The organism is Edaphobacillus lindanitolerans, assembly GCF_900156305.1.
GTDB classification, from domain to species: Bacteria; Bacillota; Bacilli; order Bacillales_A; family Planococcaceae; genus Bhargavaea; species Bhargavaea lindanitolerans.
In genome coordinates this window covers 312,231-330,164 of sequence record NZ_FTPL01000002.1, presented here as the reverse complement: position 1 = coordinate 330,164, position 17,934 = coordinate 312,231, and the positions used below count along the sequence as shown (strand labels likewise).

The window sequence follows — 17,934 nt, the reverse complement described above, 5'->3', positions numbered from 1 at the left end:
ACCAACTCGAGTTTCACACGTCACTTTTCTTGAAAGAACCGCACGGCCGGAAGCCGGACGTGCGCCAAGGCGGGGGATTCGCCGCCCTTCTGAATGATTGAATCCTGAGGGCTTCCCTCCATGTCTGTCCGGATGCGGAAAGGCGAACACCTATGCTATAATCAATTAGATGTGACAGGGGGAGAACGGATTGTACGATTACATAAAAGGGCAGATCACGAGAGTGACGCCCGAGTACATCACGGTGGAACAGGGCGGGATCGGCTACCAGATCATGACGCCGAACCCGTATGCATTCCATGCAGGAAGCGGCGAACAGCAGATCTTCACCCATCTGCACGTGAGGGAAGACGTCATGCAGCTGCTGGGATTCCGCACGGCGGAGGACCGGGAGCTGTTCCGCAAGCTGATCACCGTGACCGGCGTCGGACCGAAGGGGGCACTCGCCATCCTCGCCGGCGGGATGACCGCCCAGGTCGTTTCGGCCATCGAGTCGGAAGACGAGAAGTTCCTCGTGAAATTCCCGGGGGTCGGTAAAAAGACCGCACGGCAGATCATCCTCGACCTGAAGGGCAAACTGGAAGGCGTGGCAGAAGGCCCGTCTCTGTTCCGGCCGGATGCCCCGGAGCCGGGGATCGGAGCGAATCAAGATCTTGAAGAGGCGATGCTTGCACTGGCCGCCCTCGGATACTCCGAGCGTGAACTTGCCAAGATCCGTGCGCGTCTTGAACAAGAGGAACACAACACGGAAGGCTATATGAAACGGGCGCTTGCCCTGCTGCTCAAGCAGGGCTGAGCAGACGGCCTGACAATGGCTGGCAGCCGTCCTGACAATCGATGAACGAACAGCCTGACAATGGCTGAACGGACGGAATGAATGGATCACCGGTTCGCCGGAGATGAATGGGAAACCGGAAAAAAGGAGGTGCCGGCATGGATGGACGCGTCATTTCAGGGGAGATTTCCTCGTTCGATGAACGTTTCGAGCAGTCGCTGAGACCGCAGATGCTCGGACAGTATATCGGCCAGGAGCGGATCAAGCACAACCTCGGCATTTTCATCGAGGCGGCAAAAGGCCGGGAGGAATGCCTGGACCATGTGCTGCTCTACGGCCCTCCGGGACTCGGGAAGACGACACTCGCATCGGTGATCGCCAATGAAATGGGCGTCAATTTCCGGACGACGAGCGGGCCGGCGATCGAACGGCCGGGAGACCTGGCGGCGATCGTCTCTTCTCTCGAGCCGGGCGATGTGCTGTTCATTGACGAGATCCACCGCCTGAGCCGCGCGGTCGAGGAAGTCCTCTATCCGGCGATGGAAGATTTTTCGCTTGATATCATCGTCGGAAAAGGTCCGGAAGCCCGCTCGATCCGGCTCGACCTGCCGCCCTTCACGCTTATCGGGGCGACGACACGTGCCGGGTCGCTCTCTGCCCCGCTGCGCGACCGTTTCGGCGTGCCGCTGCGACTGGATTATTATGACCGCGGTTCGCTTGCCGAGATTGTCGTCAGGAGCGCGGAAATCTTCGGCGCCCCGATCGACCGGGATGCGGCGGAGGAGCTCGCGATGCGTTCGAGGGGAACCCCGCGCATCGCGAACCGGCTGCTGAAGCGCGTCCGGGATTACGCACAGGTGCGCGGGAACGGAAGCATCACGCTCGAGAGCGCGCAGGAAGCGCTCGAGATGCTCCAGGTCGACTCGCACGGCCTCGACAGCATCGACCACAAACTGCTGACATCCATGATCGAGCGGTTCCGCGGCGGACCGGTCGGCCTCGACACGATCGCTGCAAGCATCGGGGAAGAATCCGCCACGATCGAGGATGTATACGAGCCCTATCTTCTGCAGATCGGATTCCTGCAGCGGACGCCCCGCGGCCGGGTGGCCACGCACGCCGCTTATGAACACTTCGGCATCGACATGCCAGAAGAACGGAAGAAGGAATGAATCATGAACATCGAAGACTTTGACTTTGACCTCCCGGAAGAGCTGATCGCCCAGACCCCGCTCTTGGACCGGACAGGCTCCCGCCTCATGGTCGTGGACCGCATGACCGGCGGTGTGGAAGACCGGCAGTTTCCGGACATCCTGGATTATCTGGAGCCGGGCGACTGCCTCGTCCTGAACGACACGAAAGTGCTGCCCGCACGGCTTCTCGGCACGAAGGAGGAGACCGGCGCCACGATCGAGGTGCTCCTCCTGACCGATAAGGGCGGCGACGAGTGGGAGACCCTCGCAAAGCCGGCGAAGCGCGTCCGGCCCGGCACCGTCATCGAATTCGGAGACGGGCTGCTGAAAGCCGAATGCACCGGCGTCTCCGATCACGGAGGCCGGACATTCAAGTTCACTTATGACGGGATTTTTTACGAAGTGCTCGACCGGCTCGGAGAAATGCCGCTGCCGCCGTATATCCATGAAAAACTCGATGACCAGGACCGGTACCAGACGGTCTTTGCGAAAGAGCGGGGATCCGCGGCTGCGCCGACCGCCGGCCTTCATTTCACCGAGGAGCTGCTCGAAAAGATCCAGGACAAGGGCATTGAGCTGGTCTTCATCACGCTCCATGTCGGCCTCGGAACATTCCGGCCGGTGAGCGTGGACTCGATCGAAGAGCATGAAATGCACTCCGAGTACTACAGCGTGTCAGAAGAGGCGGCATCGGCCATCCGGCGCGTCAAGGAAAGGGGCGGAAAGGTCATTTCCGTCGGAACGACCTCCACCCGCACGCTCGAGACGATCGCATCCGAAAATGACGGCGAAATCGTCGCTGCGGGCGGATGGACGTCGATCTTCATCTATCCGGGCTATGAATACAAGGCGATCGACGGCCTGATCACCAATTTCCATCTGCCGAAATCGACCCTCATCATGCTCGTCTCCGCACTGGCCGACCGTGAAACGATCCTCAGTGCCTATCGCCACGCAGTCGAGGAACGATACCGATTCTTCAGCTTCGGCGATGCGATGTTCATCAAGCCGCCAAACAGGAAAGGAAGAACCAAATGACTCCAGCAGTCACTTATGAACTGATCAAAAAAGACAAGCAGACCGGCGCCCGCCTCGGCATCGTCCATACGCCGCACGGCTCCTTTGAAACGCCTGCGTTCATGCCGGTCGGCACGCAGGCGACGGTCAAGACGATGTCGCCCGAAGAACTGAAAGAAATCGGTTCGGGCATCATCCTGAGCAACACCTACCATCTCTGGCTTCGCCCCGGCCACGACATCATCGGGGAGGCGGGCGGTCTCCACAAGTTCATGAACTGGGACCGGCCGATCCTCACAGATTCGGGCGGCTTCCAGGTGTTTTCACTGAGCGACATGCGGAAGATCGAGGAGGAGGGCGTGCATTTCCGCCATCATCTCGACGGCAGCAAGCTGTTCCTCAGCCCGGAGAAGTCGATGGAGATCCAGAATGCACTCGGATCGGACATCATGATGGCGTTTGACGAATGCCCGCCTTACCCTGCGTCGCACGACTACATGAAGGCGAGCGTCGAGCGGACGTCCAGGTGGGCGGAACGCTGCCTCGGCGCGCACTCCAGACCGGAAGACCAGGGGCTGTTCGGCATCGTCCAGGGCGGGGAGTACGAGGACCTGCGGAGACAGAGCGCGGCCGACCTCGTCTCGCTCGACTTCCCGGGCTATGCGGTCGGCGGCCTGTCGGTCGGAGAACCGAAGGATGTCATGAACCGGGTGCTTGAGTTCACGACTCCGCTGCTGCCGGAGGGCAAGCCGCGCTATCTCATGGGCGTCGGCTCGCCGGATGCGCTCATCGACGGCTCGATCCGCGGCATCGACATGTTCGACTGCGTCCTGCCGACCCGGATTGCCCGCAACGGCACGCTCATGACGAGCCAGGGCCGGCTCGTCGTGCGGAACGCCAAGTTCGCACGAGACTTCGGCCCGCTCGATCCGAACTGCGACTGCCACGTCTGCAAAAACTACAGCCGTGCCTACATCCGGCACCTCATCAAAGCGGAGGAATCGTTCGGCATCCGGCTCACGTCCTACCACAATCTGTATTTCCTTCTCAACCTGATGGAACAGGTTCGGCAGGCGATCCGTGAAGACCGGCTCGGCGACTTCCGGGAGGAATTTTTCGAGCAGTATGGCTACAACAAACCGAATGCAAAAAACTTCTGAACACTGTATACTTGTACCATGCAGGAAAGGGGGAGAATGAATGGAAACACTAGTAGCACTTGCACCGCTTATCCTCATGTTCGCCGTCATGTGGTTCTTCTTGATCCGCCCGGCGCAGAAGCGGCAGAAATCTACACAGAAAATGCAATCTGAACTGAAACGCGGCGACGAAGTGGTCACGATCGGCGGCCTTCACGGCACCATCGATGCAGTAGACGACTCGACCGTTTTCCTGAAATGCTCGGACGGCTCCCGTCTCCAGTTTGAACGCGCGGCTGTCGGCCGTGTCGTCAACCAGTGATCCGGCACCAGAGAGAAAAAAGATGAAAGCTGCACGGCCACAAGGACTCTTCGTCCAGGCCGTGCAGCTTTTTATTTTTTCAGGTAACCGTTCCCCTGTAATCCCCGTCAGCAAAAAAGGCACAAGCCCCGACCGAACCGGCATCCTTCCGCATGTTTTCCGGCGGCTTCACCCATACTGTGTTAGGAAAGGGGTGGCCGGGATGGAAGACTTTCTGACAATCGTATGGAGAACCATATTCCTTTATGTGCTGATCATCATCGTCCTGCGCCTCATGGGGAAGCGGGAGCTCGGACAGCTCAGTGTCATCGACCTCGTCATTTCGGTGATGATCGCAGAAGTGGCGGCATTCGCGATCGAAGATCCGGATTCAAATCTTGTGCTTTCCGTCACGCCGGTCCTGCTGCTTCTATTCATCCAGGTGACCGCATCGTTCATTTCACTCAAAAGCAAGAAGTTCAGGGACCTCGCGGACGGAGATCCGGCCGTGATCATCCGCCAGGGCGTCATCGATGAACAGGAGATGAGGGAACAGCGATATAACATCGATGACCTGCTCCAGCAGCTGCGCGAACAGCAGATCGGTTCGGTGACGGAAGTGGAGTACGCCATATTGGAGCCGTCCGGGAATCTGTCCGTGTTCAAGAAGGACGGCAGTCCGCCGATCCTTCCGCTCGTCACGGACGGACTCGTCCAAAATACCCATCTGGCGCTCATCGGTAAAGATCCGGAATGGCTGCTGGACGGACTCCGGGAGTACGGATTTGACGGACCGGACGATGTGTTTTTCTGTACGTTCGAAAACGGACGGCTTCACATCCAGCAAAAGCAGTCCGGGTGACCGGACTCAGGAGCCGTCAGAACCGTTTGGCCAGCTTCCGGAGCATCATCAGGTCGGACAGCCGGAAATAGCGGAAGAGGAACAGCAGGATGATGAGGAAGCCGGAGGTGACCACAATGTCCCCGAGCATGCCGAACGGCACTTCCTCGATGAGCAGCGGTCTCCCCGCCGCCGTGATGATAAAGCTCAGATACGGGATGAAAAACATCGAGAAGCCGGCCGAAGCCTCCCGCTTTTTCCGCAGCGTGGCAATGTGGAGGAATGAGGTGACGAGCACACCGAAGCCGATCGCCATCACTGCGCCTGCTTCCTGCAGTCCCGGCTGGGAGGCGAGGATGAACATCACCGCCAGCTTCCCGATACCACCGTAAATCGAGTTCATCATCGCGGCTTTCGCTTCCTGCATCGCCTGCAGGATCGAATGGAGCGGCCCCTGGATATAGTAGAAAAAGAAGATCGGGGCGAGCATCAGCATGTACTTTGCGCCGTCCGATATATGGAACAGCTTGACCGCAAGTTCTTCTCCGTGAAGGAAAAAGACGGCCGCCGCGATGCTGCCCGTGATGGCCGATACACGGAGCGAGAGATGGACCCGTTCCCGCAGAAGCCGGATGTCATTGAGCGCCGCAGCACCGGAGACGGCCGGGACGAGTACGACGGACAGGGCATTCGGGATGAATGCGGGAAAGAGCAGCAGAGGGATGAGCACCCCGGAGATCACCCCGTACAATGAAGTGGCGGCTACCACCCCGACGCCGGCCATGCCGAGTGCCCAGATGAACACGATCGGCTCAAGGAACCAGGTGAACGAACCGAACAGCCGGCTGCCGGATGAAGGCAGTGAGATGGAGAGCAGCGGACGCAGCGGGTAGCCGCCCTTCGGGGCAGCCGGGTTGCGCCGCTTGACTTGTTTATATTTGATCCAGAGGTAGGCGAGTGTCGCCAGCTCTGCCCCGCCGGTAATCGCCATCGCGTAGCCGGCGGTCAATGCAGGGCGTGCAGGATCGGCAATCATTGGAAGAAGCCAGCTGATCAGCGCAATCCGGACCGTCTGTTCCAGGATCTGTGACCAGGCGGTTTCTTCGATTCTGGCGATTCCCTGGAAGTAGCCCCGGATCAGACCCGACGCCATGGCGACCGGAAGTGCGGCCAGAGATATATACAGTACGATGGAGGTTTCGGGGTTGCCGAGGAGCTTGCCGGCGAGCGGCGGGATGAGCAAGATGAAAACAGGCATCAGAACGATGGATGCCGCAACAGACAGGACGACAGACGTCCGCATCACCTGTGACTGGCGGGCGCGCTCCCCCCGTGCATGGAGCTCAGCCACAATCTTGGCGACGCCGATCGGAAGTCCGAGCTGGATCAGGGCCAGGAAGAAGATGAAGGCCGGATAGGCGGTCATGTATGTCCCGACCGCCTCTTCCCCGGCGGTCCTCATGAACTGCATCCTGTAGATGAATCCGAAGAACTTGGAGAGGAACACGGCACCCATCAGAACGAGCGTGCCTCTAAAAAATGACGACAATTGTTCACATCCTTCTCATGATGGCCGAAATCCTATACAATATCCGTATGCGGGCGAACGAGCCCTTACAACTCGGAAAGGCGGGGAAGGGATGGGGGAGGCACTCGACAGGGAACAGTTCAACCGGCTCAAGCCGGCGCTTTCCAGCAAAACAGAAGAGTTCCGCATCTACCATTACGGATCGGTGACGGAAGAGGACCTCTGGGCGTATTGCGTGAAAAAGCTCTGGCGGAAGAAAGACCCGGCAACCATGCCGCTCCACGAAATGGTCGGGGATATCCTTTCCATCTCGCCTGCCCGGTACATGACGTTTTCCCAGGTGGAGGGTCTGAAGACGGCATCGGAACCCGGTGCTTTCGGCGGTCTAGACGCGGATGAATTCAAGGCGCTTCTGGCCCCGAGGGGACCTGCTTCCGGGTGAGGAACGGCATGAAACCAAATTGACACGCTTTGCAACGTGTTCCATAATGAAACTGTTGCTTTTTTTGTGCGTCTTACATATGTGCCCATTTAAAAGACGCGTTTCGTGCCGCAAATGAATAGGGGGAACCAAAATGAAAACAAGAGGGCGCATCGTCGCTTTTCTATTGCTGCTGCTGCTGTTTGCCGGGACGATTGGCGGAACCGCAAAGCAGGTTGCAAAAGATGTCAACCTCGGCCTTGACCTGCAGGGCGGGTTTGAGGTTCTCTATCAGGTCGAGCCTCTGCGCGACGGCCAGAAGATCACGGAAGATGTCGTATCCGACACCGCCCGTGCGCTCACGAACCGGATTGACGTGCTCGGTGTCAGCGAGCCGAGCATCCAGATCGAATCCGGCAACCGGATCCGAGTCCAGCTTGCGGGGATCGAAGATCAGGAATCGGCACGGGAGATGCTCTCCACACAGGCCAACCTGACGTTCCGCGATACGAACGACAAGCTGCTGCTGGACGGGGATGACCTGGTCGCCGGCGGCGCCAAGTCCACATTCAACGACCAGGGCCAGCCGATTGTCACGCTCCAGCTGAAGGATGCGTCGAAATTCGGCGAAGTCACGTCCCAGGTGAAGGACATGTATCCGAACAACCAGCTCGTCATCTGGCTTGATTTCGAGGAAGGCGTCGATTCGTATGCGGAAGAAGCCAAAAAGGCGGAACCGAAGTTCATTTCTGCGCCGAATGTCAGCAAGACGATCATGTCCTCGGATGTGGAGATTTCGGGTTCGTTCACCGTGGATGAGACGAAACACCTTTCCGGCATCCTGAATGCCGGCGCACTTCCGGTGAAGCTGGACGAGATCTATTCGACGTCCGTCGGTGCCCAGTTCGGTGAGCAGGCGCTCAACAAGACCGTCTTCGCCGCGGCGATCGGCATCGGGATCGTCCTCCTGTTCATGCTGCTTTATTACCGGGTGGCCGGATTCGTGGCAGCCATCACGCTGTCCGTCTATGTGTATCTCGTGCTCGTCGTCTTCAATCTGCTGAACGGTACGCTTACGCTTCCGGGCATCGCGGCCGTCGTGCTCGGGGTGGGGATGGCGGTCGACGCGAACATCCTGACCTACGAACGGATCCGTGAAGAGCTCAGGATCGGCGCCACCGTGAAAGAGGCATTCCGTGCAGGGTCCAAGTCATCGTTCACGGCGATCCTGGATGCGAACATCACGACGCTTCTTGCGGCTGTCGTCCTGTTCATCTTCGGGACAAGCTCGGTCAAAGGGTTCGCGACGATGCTCATCCTGTCGATCCTGCTCAGCTTCCTCACGGCAGTGTGGGGTTCGCGGATGCTGCTCGGACTACTCGTCCACAGCAATCTGCTGGACGGCAAACCGGGTGCGTTCGGACTTTCGCGCAAATGGATTCATGCGAAGGATGAGCACGTCGACGTGCTGGAGCTGACCACTCGTTTCGACCGCTTCGACTTTGCCCATAACCGGCGCAAATTCTTCACGTTCTCGATCGTGTTCATCATCGCCGGGGCGATCGTCCTCTCCCTGTTCCGGCTGAATCTCGGCATCGACTTCTCCCAGGGCACACGGGTGGAGATGCTTTCCGACAGCCCGCTGACGAAAGAGGAAGTCGTGTCCACGCTCGATAAGGCCGGACACCCGTCGGATGATGTCCTGATCTCCGGGGACAAGTCCGATATCGCGGTCATCCGCTACAAAGAGGACTTCTCACAGGATGAGATCAACGAGATCAAGGCAGACCTCAGCGCCGAGTACGGCCACGAGCCGAACATCAGCACCGTATCACCGACGGTCGGGCGCGAACTGGCAATGAACGCAATCAAGGCGCTTGCCATCGCGATGATCGGGATCATCATCTATGTGGCATTCCGGTTCGAATGGCGGATGGGCGTGGCCTCGATCGTCTCGCTCCTGCATGACGCATTCTTCATGGTTGCGCTGTTCAGCCTGCTGCGGCTGGAAGTGGACATCACGTTCATCGCGGCCGTCCTGACGATCGTCGGGTACTCGATCAATGATACGATCGTCACGTTTGACCGGATCCGCGAAAACCTGCACAAGATGAAGAAGCTCGAAACGGAAGAGGACCTGGCGAATGTCGTCAACAAGTCCCTCCGGCAGACGCTCGGCCGGTCGGTCAATACGGTATTCACCGTTCTGGTCGTTGTGCTGGCGCTCATGCTGTTCGGAGCCGAGTCGATCCGAAACTTCTCGATTGCACTCTTTGTCGGACTGATCGCGGGTACCTACTCTTCGATCTTCATCGCCGCCCAGCTGTGGCTCGTGCTGAAGAAACGGGAGATCAAGAAAAAAGGTTCGCTCGACGTGAAGAAGAAAGAACGGGAATGGGGCTCGGACGAACCAATCGTCTGACCGGTTTCCGGATAGGGAAAGACAGGGTATACGACATGTATACCCTGTCTTTTTTCTATGGACGGAAAGGAGGGCTTCATTGAAATCCCAATGGGCATTGTTGCTCGGTCTCGTGTTTGCCATCATCGTCGCCTGGTTTGCCATCGTGAACGTAGAAGCGGTCCCGGTCAACTGGGTGTTCGGGACTTCGGACTGGCCGCTGATTCTCGTGATCCTCGCTTCTGCTCTGCTCGGCGCAGCGGCAAGCGGGCTCATCGCGATGTTCCGGGCAGTCGTGATGCAAAGGAAAATCCGGGGGCTTGAAAAAGAAGTGAATGAAAAGGAACTCAAGATTGCAGAGCAACAGAATGAAATCGCCAGCCTGCAACAATACGCTAGTGCTTTTGCCGACACGGAAGCGGAGCGCCGCTCCGCTGCTGGAGATGACGGGCCGGACAAACCGCTTGAGAAGTGACTCATGAACATGGAGCAAACAAGAGAAACCACCAGTGAAAACGGCTCGTGCGCATGCCGCGGTGCAGAATTCAATCTGCGCCGCGGCATGTTTTTAGTTCTGCCCCCTCTCCATGGAAAGGCAAGACGCTTCCAGCCGATGGATGCTATAATAGTTTCCGAGGAAGTGATGGAATGATTGATTCGAAGAAACGCTGGCGGACTCCGGAAACAGATGCCCGCGCCGTGCAGGCATTAACGGATTCGCTCGGCCTGTCACCGATTGCGGCCAAAGTGCTCGCAGCCCGCGGATTCACAGAGCCGGAAGCGGCTGAAGCGTTTATCAATATGGACTTAAGCAGCTGGCACGATCCATTCGGGATGAAGGACATGGACATCGCGGTCGGGCTGATCCAACAACATATCCGGCAGGGGAGCCGCATCGCGGTTTACGGAGACTATGATGCGGACGGCGTGACGAGCACGTCGGTCATGATGAAGGCGCTCCTGTCGCTCGGTGCGGATGCGTTCTATGCGATTCCGAACCGGTTCAGGCACGGCTACGGCCCAAACACCGAGCTGTTTACGGAAGTCTACGAAAAGGGTGCCTCGCTGATCGTGACGGTCGACAACGGGATTTCCGGCGTCGAGCAGATCAAGGCTGCGAAGGCGCTCGGCATGGACGTCATTGTCACCGATCACCACGAACCCGGTGAAATCCTCCCGGATGCGGATGCCATCATCCATCCGCGCCATCCGGACGGAGACTATCCGTTCGGCGATCTTGCCGGAGTCGGAGTCGCACTGAAGGTGGCCCATGCCCTGACCGGGGATTTCCCGGCTGACTCGGTTTACCTGGGCGCAATCGGCACGGTCGCCGACCTCGTGCCGCTACACGGGGAGAACCGGCTCATTGTCAAGATGGGGATCGACCGGCTCCGGCACTCTGCGGAGCCCGCCGTGAAGGCACTCTGCAAAGTGGCGGACGTGCAGCAGCCGAATATCGATGAAGAAACGATCGGCTTCGGCTTTGGCCCGAGGATCAATGCGCTCGGCAGGCTAGGCGATGCGGACCCGGCCGTGCGGATGTTCCTGACGGAGGATCCTGCAGAAGCGGGGATGCTCGCTTCGACGCTCGATGACCGGAACCGGGAGCGGCAGAAAATGGTCGCCTCCATCGCCGACGAAGCGATCGCCTGGGTCGAGGATACATACGGCGACGCGCTGCCCGCCGTGCTGACGGTGGCGGGGGAGGGCTGGAATCCGGGGGTTGTCGGCATTGTGGCCTCCAAGCTCACGGAGCGATATTACCGCCCGTCGCTCGTCCTGTCGCTGGATCCCGAAAAGGGGATTGCAAAAGGGTCTGCCCGCAGTATCGAGGGCTTCCATCTATACAAGGAGCTCGCGAAAAATGCGGAACTGATCCCGCACTTCGGCGGCCACCCGATGGCGGCCGGTCTGACACTTCCGATCGTCAACGTCGGACAGCTCCGCGATAACCTCATCCGCCAAGGTGAGGAGACGCTCTCCGACGAGGACCTGATTCCGGTCATCGACATCGATGTCAGGCTGGCGCTTGACGAAGTGGATCTGGCCTCGATCGAGTCACTCCGCGCGCTTTCCCCGTTCGGATCCGGGTTTGCGAAGCCGGTGTACGGCCTTTCGGATCTTTCGGTTGAATCAAGCCGGAAAATCGGTTCGATGCGGAACCATCTGAAGCTCACCGTGACCGATGGGCGAAGCCAGCTCGATGTCGTCGGATTCGGGCTCGGACACATCGACGATGAACTGACGCCCGATGCAAAAGTGAGCCTGGCCGGCGACCTTCAGATCAATGAATGGAACGGCAGGAAAAAACCGCAGCTCCTCCTGAAAGACCTGAAATCGTCGGGATGGCAGCTGTTCGATGTGCGCGGCGAGCGCGTGCTGTCCCGCTGGCTTCCGGCCATCCCGGAAGACGCACTGTTCGTGGCATTCAAGAAAGAGAATGCCGATAAGTTCCGTGCAGATACCGGGAAGGAGATCCTGCTCACCAGCCAGGTGCAGCCGGAACGGGCTTCGTCGCTCGTCATCCTCGACCTGCCTGATAATATGGGCGAACTGGAAGGGCTTCTCGGTTCTTGCAGTCCTTCCCGCGTCTATACTCATTTCCACGTTCCGGAGTCCCGCTATTTCATGGGGATGCCAGACCGCAAGCAATTCGGCTGGTATTACACGTTCCTGAAGCAGAAGGGCACTTTCCATGTCATGCGTGAGGTGGACGGGCTGGCCAAGCACAGGGGCTGGAGCCGGGACACAATTATCTTCATGACAAAGGTGTTTTTCGAGCTCGGGTTTGTTACAATGGAGAACGGGTTTGCCGTCGCAGTCGGCAATCCGCCCAAGCGGGACCTTTCGGAATCCGGGAGCTACCGGGGGATGGAACGGCAGATTGAGATCGAACAGGCATTGTTATATTCGCCTTATATGGAATTACGGCGGGTCATCGGTGCGATACTGGATGCTCCGGACACCGCCCGGGAGGAGCAGCAACTATGGATTTAAAGCAATACGTGACAATCGTGGACGATTACCCGAAACCGGGAATCAGCTTCAAGGACATCACGACGATCATGGACAATGGTCCGGTCTATAAATATGCCACGGACCAGATTGTGGAATATGCAAAGAAGGTCGGGGCCGAGATCATCGTCGGGCCGGAAGCCCGCGGGTTCATCATCGGCTGTCCGGTCGCCTACGCACTGGAGATCGGCTTTGCGCCTGTCCGCAAGGAAGGGAAGCTACCGCGCGAGACGATCAAAGTCGAGTACGGCCTCGAATACGGCAAGGATGTCCTCACCCTCCACAAGGATGCCATCAAGCCGGGGCAGCGGGTCCTCATCGTCGATGATCTGCTCGCAACCGGCGGGACGGTCGAAGCGACCGTCAAGCTCGTCGAAGAGCTCGGCGGCGTGGTCGCGGGCTGTGCGTTCCTCATCGAACTCGGCTATCTGGACGGCCGCGAGAAGCTAAAAGGCTACGACGTCCATGCGCTCATCCAATATTGATATGAACCATCCCTCCGGCTTTTTGCCGGAGGGATTTTTGCAAAGAGAACGTCTTTTTGCAAACTGACGCTTTTTTGATTAGAATAATCTTATTCGACAAAAAGCGAGATCGGAAGGAAGGTGTACGGAATGGCGAAAAATACGGTAATGACGGTGGAAGACGTTTTCGCTTCTGTCGCTTCCTATATGAATGAAGACCATGTGCGCTTCGTGAAGGAGGCCTATTCGGTCGCCGAAAACGCACACCGCGGCCAGACGAGAAGTTCAGGCGAGCCGTATATCACCCATCCCGTACAGGTCGCAGGCATCCTTGCCGACCTTCAGATGGATCCCGAGACAGTGGCTGCCGGCTTCCTGCACGATGTAGTGGAGGACACGCCTCTCACACGGGAAGAACTGGTCGCCAAATTCGGCGAGGAAGTCGCCGCGCTCGTCGACGGCGTGACGAAACTCGAAAAGCTGAAATACATGTCAAAAGAAGAAAAACAGGCGGAGAACCACCGCAAGATGTTCCTCGCGATGGCCCAGGATATCCGCGTCATCCTCATCAAGCTGGCGGACCGCCTGCATAATATGCGCACGCTGAAATTCACCAGTCCGGAAAAGCAGCGGCGGGTTTCCGCGGAAACGCTTGAAATCTTCGCACCGCTCGCGCACCGGCTCGGGATTTCAAAGATCAAATGGGAACTCGAAGACACCGCGCTCCGGTATCTGAACCCCCAGCAGTACTATCGCATCGTGAACCTCATGAAGCGCAAGCGGACCGAACGTGAGGCCTATCTCGATAAAGTGATGGAGACGATCCGGGAAGAGCTGGGCCAGGTGAACATCAAGGCAGAGTTCTCGGGCCGGCCGAAGCACATTTACAGCATCTACCGCAAAATGGTCATGCAGAACAAACAGTTCAACGAAATCTATGATCTTCTCGCCGTCCGCATCATGGTATCGAGCATCAAGGACTGCTATGCGGTCCTTGGGATCATCCATACGCTGTGGAAGCCGATGCCGGGCAGATTCAAGGATTATATCGCCATGCCGAAGCAGAACCTGTATCAGTCGCTGCACACAACGGTCGTCGGTCCCCAGGGGGATCCGCTCGAGGTGCAGATCCGGACGGAAGAGATGCACCGGATTGCCGAATACGGGGTCGCGGCACACTGGGCTTACAAGGAAGGCAAGAATGTCCAGGACAACAAGGACACCCTCGATTCGAAGCTGACGTGGTTCCGCGAGATCCTCGATTTCCAGAACGAATCGTCCAATGCCGAGGAGTTCATGGAATCGCTGAAATACGATCTGTTCTCGGACATGGTCTACGTCTTCACCCCCCAGGGGGATGTGCTTGAACTGCGTGCGGGCTCCGTGCCGATCGACTTTGCCTACCGGGTCCACTCGGAGGTCGGCAACAAGATGATCGGCGCCAAGGTGAACGGCAAGATCGTCCCGCTCGACACGGAGCTGAACACGGGCGACATCGTCGAGATCCTTACATCCAAGCAGTCATTCGGCCCGAGCCGGGACTGGCTGAAAATCGCGAACACGTCCCAGGCGAAGAACAAGATCAAGCAGTTCTTCAAAAAACAGCTTCGCGACGAAAACATCATCAAGGGCCGCGAAATGATCGAGCAGGAGCTCAAGTCGCGCGGCCTGGACAAGAAAGAAGTGCTGACGGACGAGAACATCCGGCGGGTGTGTGAGAAGTTCAATTTCGCAAGTGAAGAAGATATGCATGCGGCGGTCGGCTTCAACGGCATCACCGCCCAGCAGATCGTCAACCGGCTGACGGACAAGCTCCGCAAAGAGAAAGAAGCCGAGGAGCGGCTTGAGAAGATCACACAGGAGATGGCCGCGCCGCAGCCGAAGAAGGAGACCGAGTCCGGAGTCATCGTGCCGGGAATCGAGAACCTGCTGATCCGGCTGTCCCGCTGCTGCAGCCCCGTACCGGGAGACGAGATCGTCGGCTATATCACAAAAGGCCGGGGCGTCTCCGTGCACCGGGCGGACTGTCCGAACGTGGCGCTCGAGAACGACGAGGGCCGCCTCATTGATGTGGAATGGGCGAACGGCAGCACGGCCAAGCCGAAAGAGTATCAGGTGGACATCGAGATCTCCGGCTTTGACCGGCCGGGCCTCCTGAACGAAGTGATGCACATCATCAACGACCTCAAGACCGTAATCACGGCGGTCAGCGCACGGAGCGACAAAAACAAGATCGCGACGATCAACATGACGCTCCTCATTACGAATATTACGCATCTTCACCGGATCGTTGAGCGCATCAAACAGATCCGGGACATCTATTACGTCCAGCGGGTCACTAACTGAACGGGGGGACCGATCATGAAAGTCATCATCCAGAGAAGCCGGGAAGCCTCCGTCACGGTCGCCGGGGAAGTGACCGGCGAAATCGATCACGGTTATGTGCTCCTCGTCGGCCTCACGCACGGGGACGACGAAGCGGATGTCCGCTGGGTCGCCGACAAGATCGCCAATCTCCGCCTGTTCGAGGACGGGGAAGGGAAGATGAACCGGTCGATCCTCGACACGGGCGGCAGCATCCTGTCGGTGTCCCAGTTCACACTGTATGCGGACACGAGAAAAGGACGCCGTCCCGGCTTTTCCGATGCCGCTCGTCCGGAGAAGGCCGAGCTGCTGTGGAACAGGTTCAACGAAGAACTCCGCACACTCGGCTTGCGGGTGGAGACCGGCGTATTCGGCGCAATGATGGATGTCCGCCTATTGAACGACGGCCCCGTCACCGTGATTGTGGAGTCGAAACCGAAGGAATGAATGAAAAAGGAAAACGGCGGTCCCGGAGTAAAGGGGCTGCCGTTTTTTAGGCAGCCCGGAATGGTTAACATAATATAATTATCAAAAGAATAGTTGCATCCATGTGCAGGCGCCGGATCACCAGGCAATCCAGGGGGGAAATTGGACCAGACGGGGCGGGAAATGCTTTTCCCATCCAGTCATCCAGTTCCCAATCAGACCCGACCGGCACAATTGCCGACCCATTCAAAAATGCCGCCTCCCGTCAGGAAGCGGCACTCGGTCAGTTCTTCAGTTGTGCATCAAAATAATCGATGAGGCCCCGGTAGATCCCGTCAGTCGCTTTTTCGCGGAACGCCGGATCGGCGACCCGGCGTTCTTCCGAGAGATTGCTCAGGAAACCGAGTTCAATCAGGATGGCGGGCTGCCGGTTTTCGCGGAGGACGAGGAAGTTCCCTTTCTGGACGCCCCGGTTCCGGAAGTCCATTTCGCCCGCCAGTCCGGAATGGACGGCTTCTGCCAAATCGAGCTGGTTGCGGTTCAGGTAGTATGTCGTGAAGCCGTCGACCGAGTGGTCGTGGGTTGCATCATAATGGAGGCTGATGAAGGCATCGGCCCCGGTCTGGTTGCTGATGGCCACCCGCTTGCGCAGGCCGACATACCGGTCGTTGTCGCGGCTCATGATGACATCGGCGCCTGCTGCGCTGAGCTTGGCCGCCAGCAGTTCAGCGGTCGGCAGCGTCAGGTCTTTTTCATCGGTTCCTCGGATCCCCGTCGTCCCGCGGTCGTTCCCGCCGTGTCCGGCATCGACGACGATCGTGAGGCCTTTCAGCGTGCCGGGTTTCCGCTTTGCCGGCTTGGCGGTCTTGTCCGTTTTTCCGGAGGAACCGTCGCCCGAGGAGACGACCCAGCCGGCGACGAAGGCTTCCGTCCCGTCTGCCAGGCTGACCCGGTACCAGTCATTCTCGGCGCCGAGCACCGTGAGTGTCTGGCCGGCGGATGCCCGCGCGACGACCTGCCCGGAGGTGGACGGCTGCGAGCGGACATTCGTGCCGTCGTAGAGGACGGTCACCGATCCGCCGCTTCCGCTGCCGGACGGGTTTCCGGCCTTGGCGGTGCCGGTTTGTGCCTGATCTGAAAGGGTCCCGTGGAATGAATAGACCCATCCTTCCTTGCCGCCGCCAAGCGAGAGCAGGACCCAGTTGTGCTCCTGGCCGATCACCGGGTAGGACTCTCCCTTGCGGATGACGCCCGCTTTCCTGGTCGACTGGTCCGGTCCTTTGCGGACGACGAGCGCACCGACGGATACGGTGAACTGTCCGCCTTTCGCGGCGGCCGGTTCAGGTTTTCCGGATTCCTGCTCCGCGCTTTCGGTTATGTATCGGCTAGCAACCCAGCCGCGCTCCCCGTTCCATTCGATCTCTGTCCAGCCGTTTGAAGTGCCGTAGGAGACGGCGCCGTCCCCTTTGTTCATCTTGGACAGAACGGCTGCGGAAGTGGAAGGCTGTGCCCGGACATTCAGCCGGTCGACCTGGGAAATGACGGAGGCTGCCGGCGCCGCGCCTTGCCGGCCGGTCGTCAGCCAGGAAGCGACCCAGCCGTTTCCGGCCCCCGATTCCACCCGAAGCCAGTCGCCTTCGGATCCGGTCACCGTGAGCCGGTCACCCTTCCTGAGCGAACCCGTGATGTCATGGGACAGCCCCGGGCCCGACCGGATGTTCAGCGTTTCCCCGCTGACGACCGCGGTTCCGGAGGCGGCGAGCGGGGCATCGCTTCCCGGACCGGCAACAAAGGCCGCCGCGAGCAAGATGATTATAATGGCAATTGAACGTTTTCTCATGGACTCCCCCCTCAATGAATAGTTTACGGGTGGGGGAATGAAAATTCTATACCTTTTTCGAAAACGGTTGACAGTTGGTTCCTTTGTCATTAACATAATGGGTAATCTATACTGGAATCAACGCCAATGACCGGAAAAGTAATGATGCGCACTCCTGAAAAGAGAGGATGGGACCCCGGCTGAAATCCCGTCTGCAGGAACGCATCATG

General features: G+C 58.6%; 15 protein-coding genes and 1 other annotated feature (1 of these 16 cut by a window edge). Of the genes, 13 read left to right on the top strand and 2 right to left on the bottom strand.

Annotated elements, in window-relative coordinates; all coding sequences use genetic code 11:
- The first annotated feature begins 190 nt into the window (after positions 1 to 190).
- The 6 genes from ruvA (at position 191) to B0B07_RS07695 (ending at position 5,287) form a co-directional block, all read left to right on the top strand.
- A complete protein-coding gene (ruvA, locus tag B0B07_RS07715; RefSeq protein ID WP_076757824.1) occupies positions 191 to 796 on the top strand; it encodes a Holliday junction branch migration protein RuvA in 606 nt (201 codons plus the stop codon).
- A gap of 137 nt (positions 797 to 933) precedes the next feature.
- Positions 934 to 1,947: a Holliday junction branch migration DNA helicase RuvB gene (gene ruvB, locus B0B07_RS15040; RefSeq protein ID WP_084186607.1), complete on the top strand. Its 1,014-nt coding sequence runs from the start codon at positions 934 to 936 to the stop codon at positions 1,945 to 1,947.
- Between the two features lie 3 nt (positions 1,948 to 1,950).
- Complete coding sequence (gene queA / locus B0B07_RS15035) at positions 1,951 to 3,006, top strand: tRNA preQ1(34) S-adenosylmethionine ribosyltransferase-isomerase QueA (RefSeq protein WP_084186606.1); 1,056 nt, start codon at positions 1,951 to 1,953, stop codon at positions 3,004 to 3,006.
- Positions 3,003 to 4,145: a tRNA guanosine(34) transglycosylase Tgt gene (tgt, locus tag B0B07_RS07705; RefSeq protein WP_076757822.1), complete on the top strand. Its 1,143-nt coding sequence runs from the start codon at positions 3,003 to 3,005 to the stop codon at positions 4,143 to 4,145. The genes queA and tgt overlap by 4 nt, the downstream gene beginning before the upstream one ends.
- A gap of 40 nt (positions 4,146 to 4,185) precedes the next feature.
- Positions 4,186 to 4,446 (top strand): preprotein translocase subunit YajC, encoded by a 261-nt coding sequence (gene yajC, locus B0B07_RS07700; RefSeq protein WP_076757820.1) that lies wholly within the window; start codon positions 4,186 to 4,188, stop codon positions 4,444 to 4,446.
- Positions 4,447 to 4,648: 202 nt separating this feature from the next.
- On the top strand, positions 4,649 to 5,287 hold the full coding sequence (locus B0B07_RS07695) for a DUF421 domain-containing protein (protein WP_076757818.1): 639 nt from the start codon (positions 4,649 to 4,651) through the stop codon (positions 5,285 to 5,287).
- A 16-nt stretch (positions 5,288 to 5,303) separates the two neighbouring features.
- Here B0B07_RS07695 and B0B07_RS07690 read toward each other — a convergent pair whose 3' ends face one another.
- The gene (locus B0B07_RS07690) at positions 5,304 to 6,815 is read right to left on the bottom strand and encodes a putative polysaccharide biosynthesis protein (RefSeq protein ID WP_076757816.1); all 1,512 of its coding nucleotides are present in this window, start codon (positions 6,813 to 6,815) and stop codon (positions 5,304 to 5,306) included.
- Between the two features lie 91 nt (positions 6,816 to 6,906).
- Here B0B07_RS07690 and B0B07_RS07685 point away from each other — a divergent pair, with 91 nt between their 5' ends.
- The 7 genes from B0B07_RS07685 to dtd all read left to right on the top strand — a co-directional run bounded on the left by B0B07_RS07685 (position 6,907) and on the right by dtd (position 15,906).
- On the top strand, positions 6,907 to 7,236 hold the full coding sequence (locus B0B07_RS07685) for a post-transcriptional regulator (RefSeq protein WP_076757815.1): 330 nt from the start codon (positions 6,907 to 6,909) through the stop codon (positions 7,234 to 7,236).
- Positions 7,237 to 7,369: 133 nt separating this feature from the next.
- Positions 7,370 to 9,637: a protein translocase subunit SecDF gene (gene secDF / locus B0B07_RS07680; protein ID WP_076757813.1), complete on the top strand. Its 2,268-nt coding sequence runs from the start codon at positions 7,370 to 7,372 to the stop codon at positions 9,635 to 9,637.
- A gap of 79 nt (positions 9,638 to 9,716) precedes the next feature.
- The gene (locus B0B07_RS07675; RefSeq protein WP_076757812.1) at positions 9,717 to 10,091 is read left to right on the top strand and encodes a LapA family protein; all 375 of its coding nucleotides are present in this window, start codon (positions 9,717 to 9,719) and stop codon (positions 10,089 to 10,091) included.
- A 173-nt stretch (positions 10,092 to 10,264) separates the two neighbouring features.
- A complete protein-coding gene (gene recJ, locus B0B07_RS07670; protein WP_076757810.1) occupies positions 10,265 to 12,613 on the top strand; it encodes a single-stranded-DNA-specific exonuclease RecJ in 2,349 nt (782 codons plus the stop codon).
- On the top strand, positions 12,604 to 13,116 hold the full coding sequence (locus tag B0B07_RS07665; protein ID WP_076757809.1) for an adenine phosphoribosyltransferase: 513 nt from the start codon (positions 12,604 to 12,606) through the stop codon (positions 13,114 to 13,116). Before recJ ends, B0B07_RS07665 begins: the two co-directional genes overlap by 10 nt.
- A gap of 129 nt (positions 13,117 to 13,245) precedes the next feature.
- A complete protein-coding gene (locus tag B0B07_RS07660; protein WP_076757807.1) occupies positions 13,246 to 15,441 on the top strand; it encodes a RelA/SpoT family protein in 2,196 nt (731 codons plus the stop codon).
- A 15-nt stretch (positions 15,442 to 15,456) separates the two neighbouring features.
- Positions 15,457 to 15,906: a D-aminoacyl-tRNA deacylase gene (dtd, locus tag B0B07_RS07655; protein WP_076757805.1), complete on the top strand. Its 450-nt coding sequence runs from the start codon at positions 15,457 to 15,459 to the stop codon at positions 15,904 to 15,906.
- Positions 15,907 to 16,168: 262 nt separating this feature from the next.
- Here the strand turns inward: dtd and B0B07_RS07650 are convergent, their stop codons facing one another.
- Positions 16,169 to 17,725, bottom strand: a complete 1,557-nt coding sequence (locus tag B0B07_RS07650; RefSeq protein ID WP_076757804.1) for an N-acetylmuramoyl-L-alanine amidase family protein — start codon at positions 17,723 to 17,725, stop codon at positions 16,169 to 16,171.
- Positions 17,726 to 17,842: 117 nt separating this feature from the next.
- Positions 17,843 to 17,934, top strand: a binding site (T-box leader) (it continues 142 nt past the right edge of the window).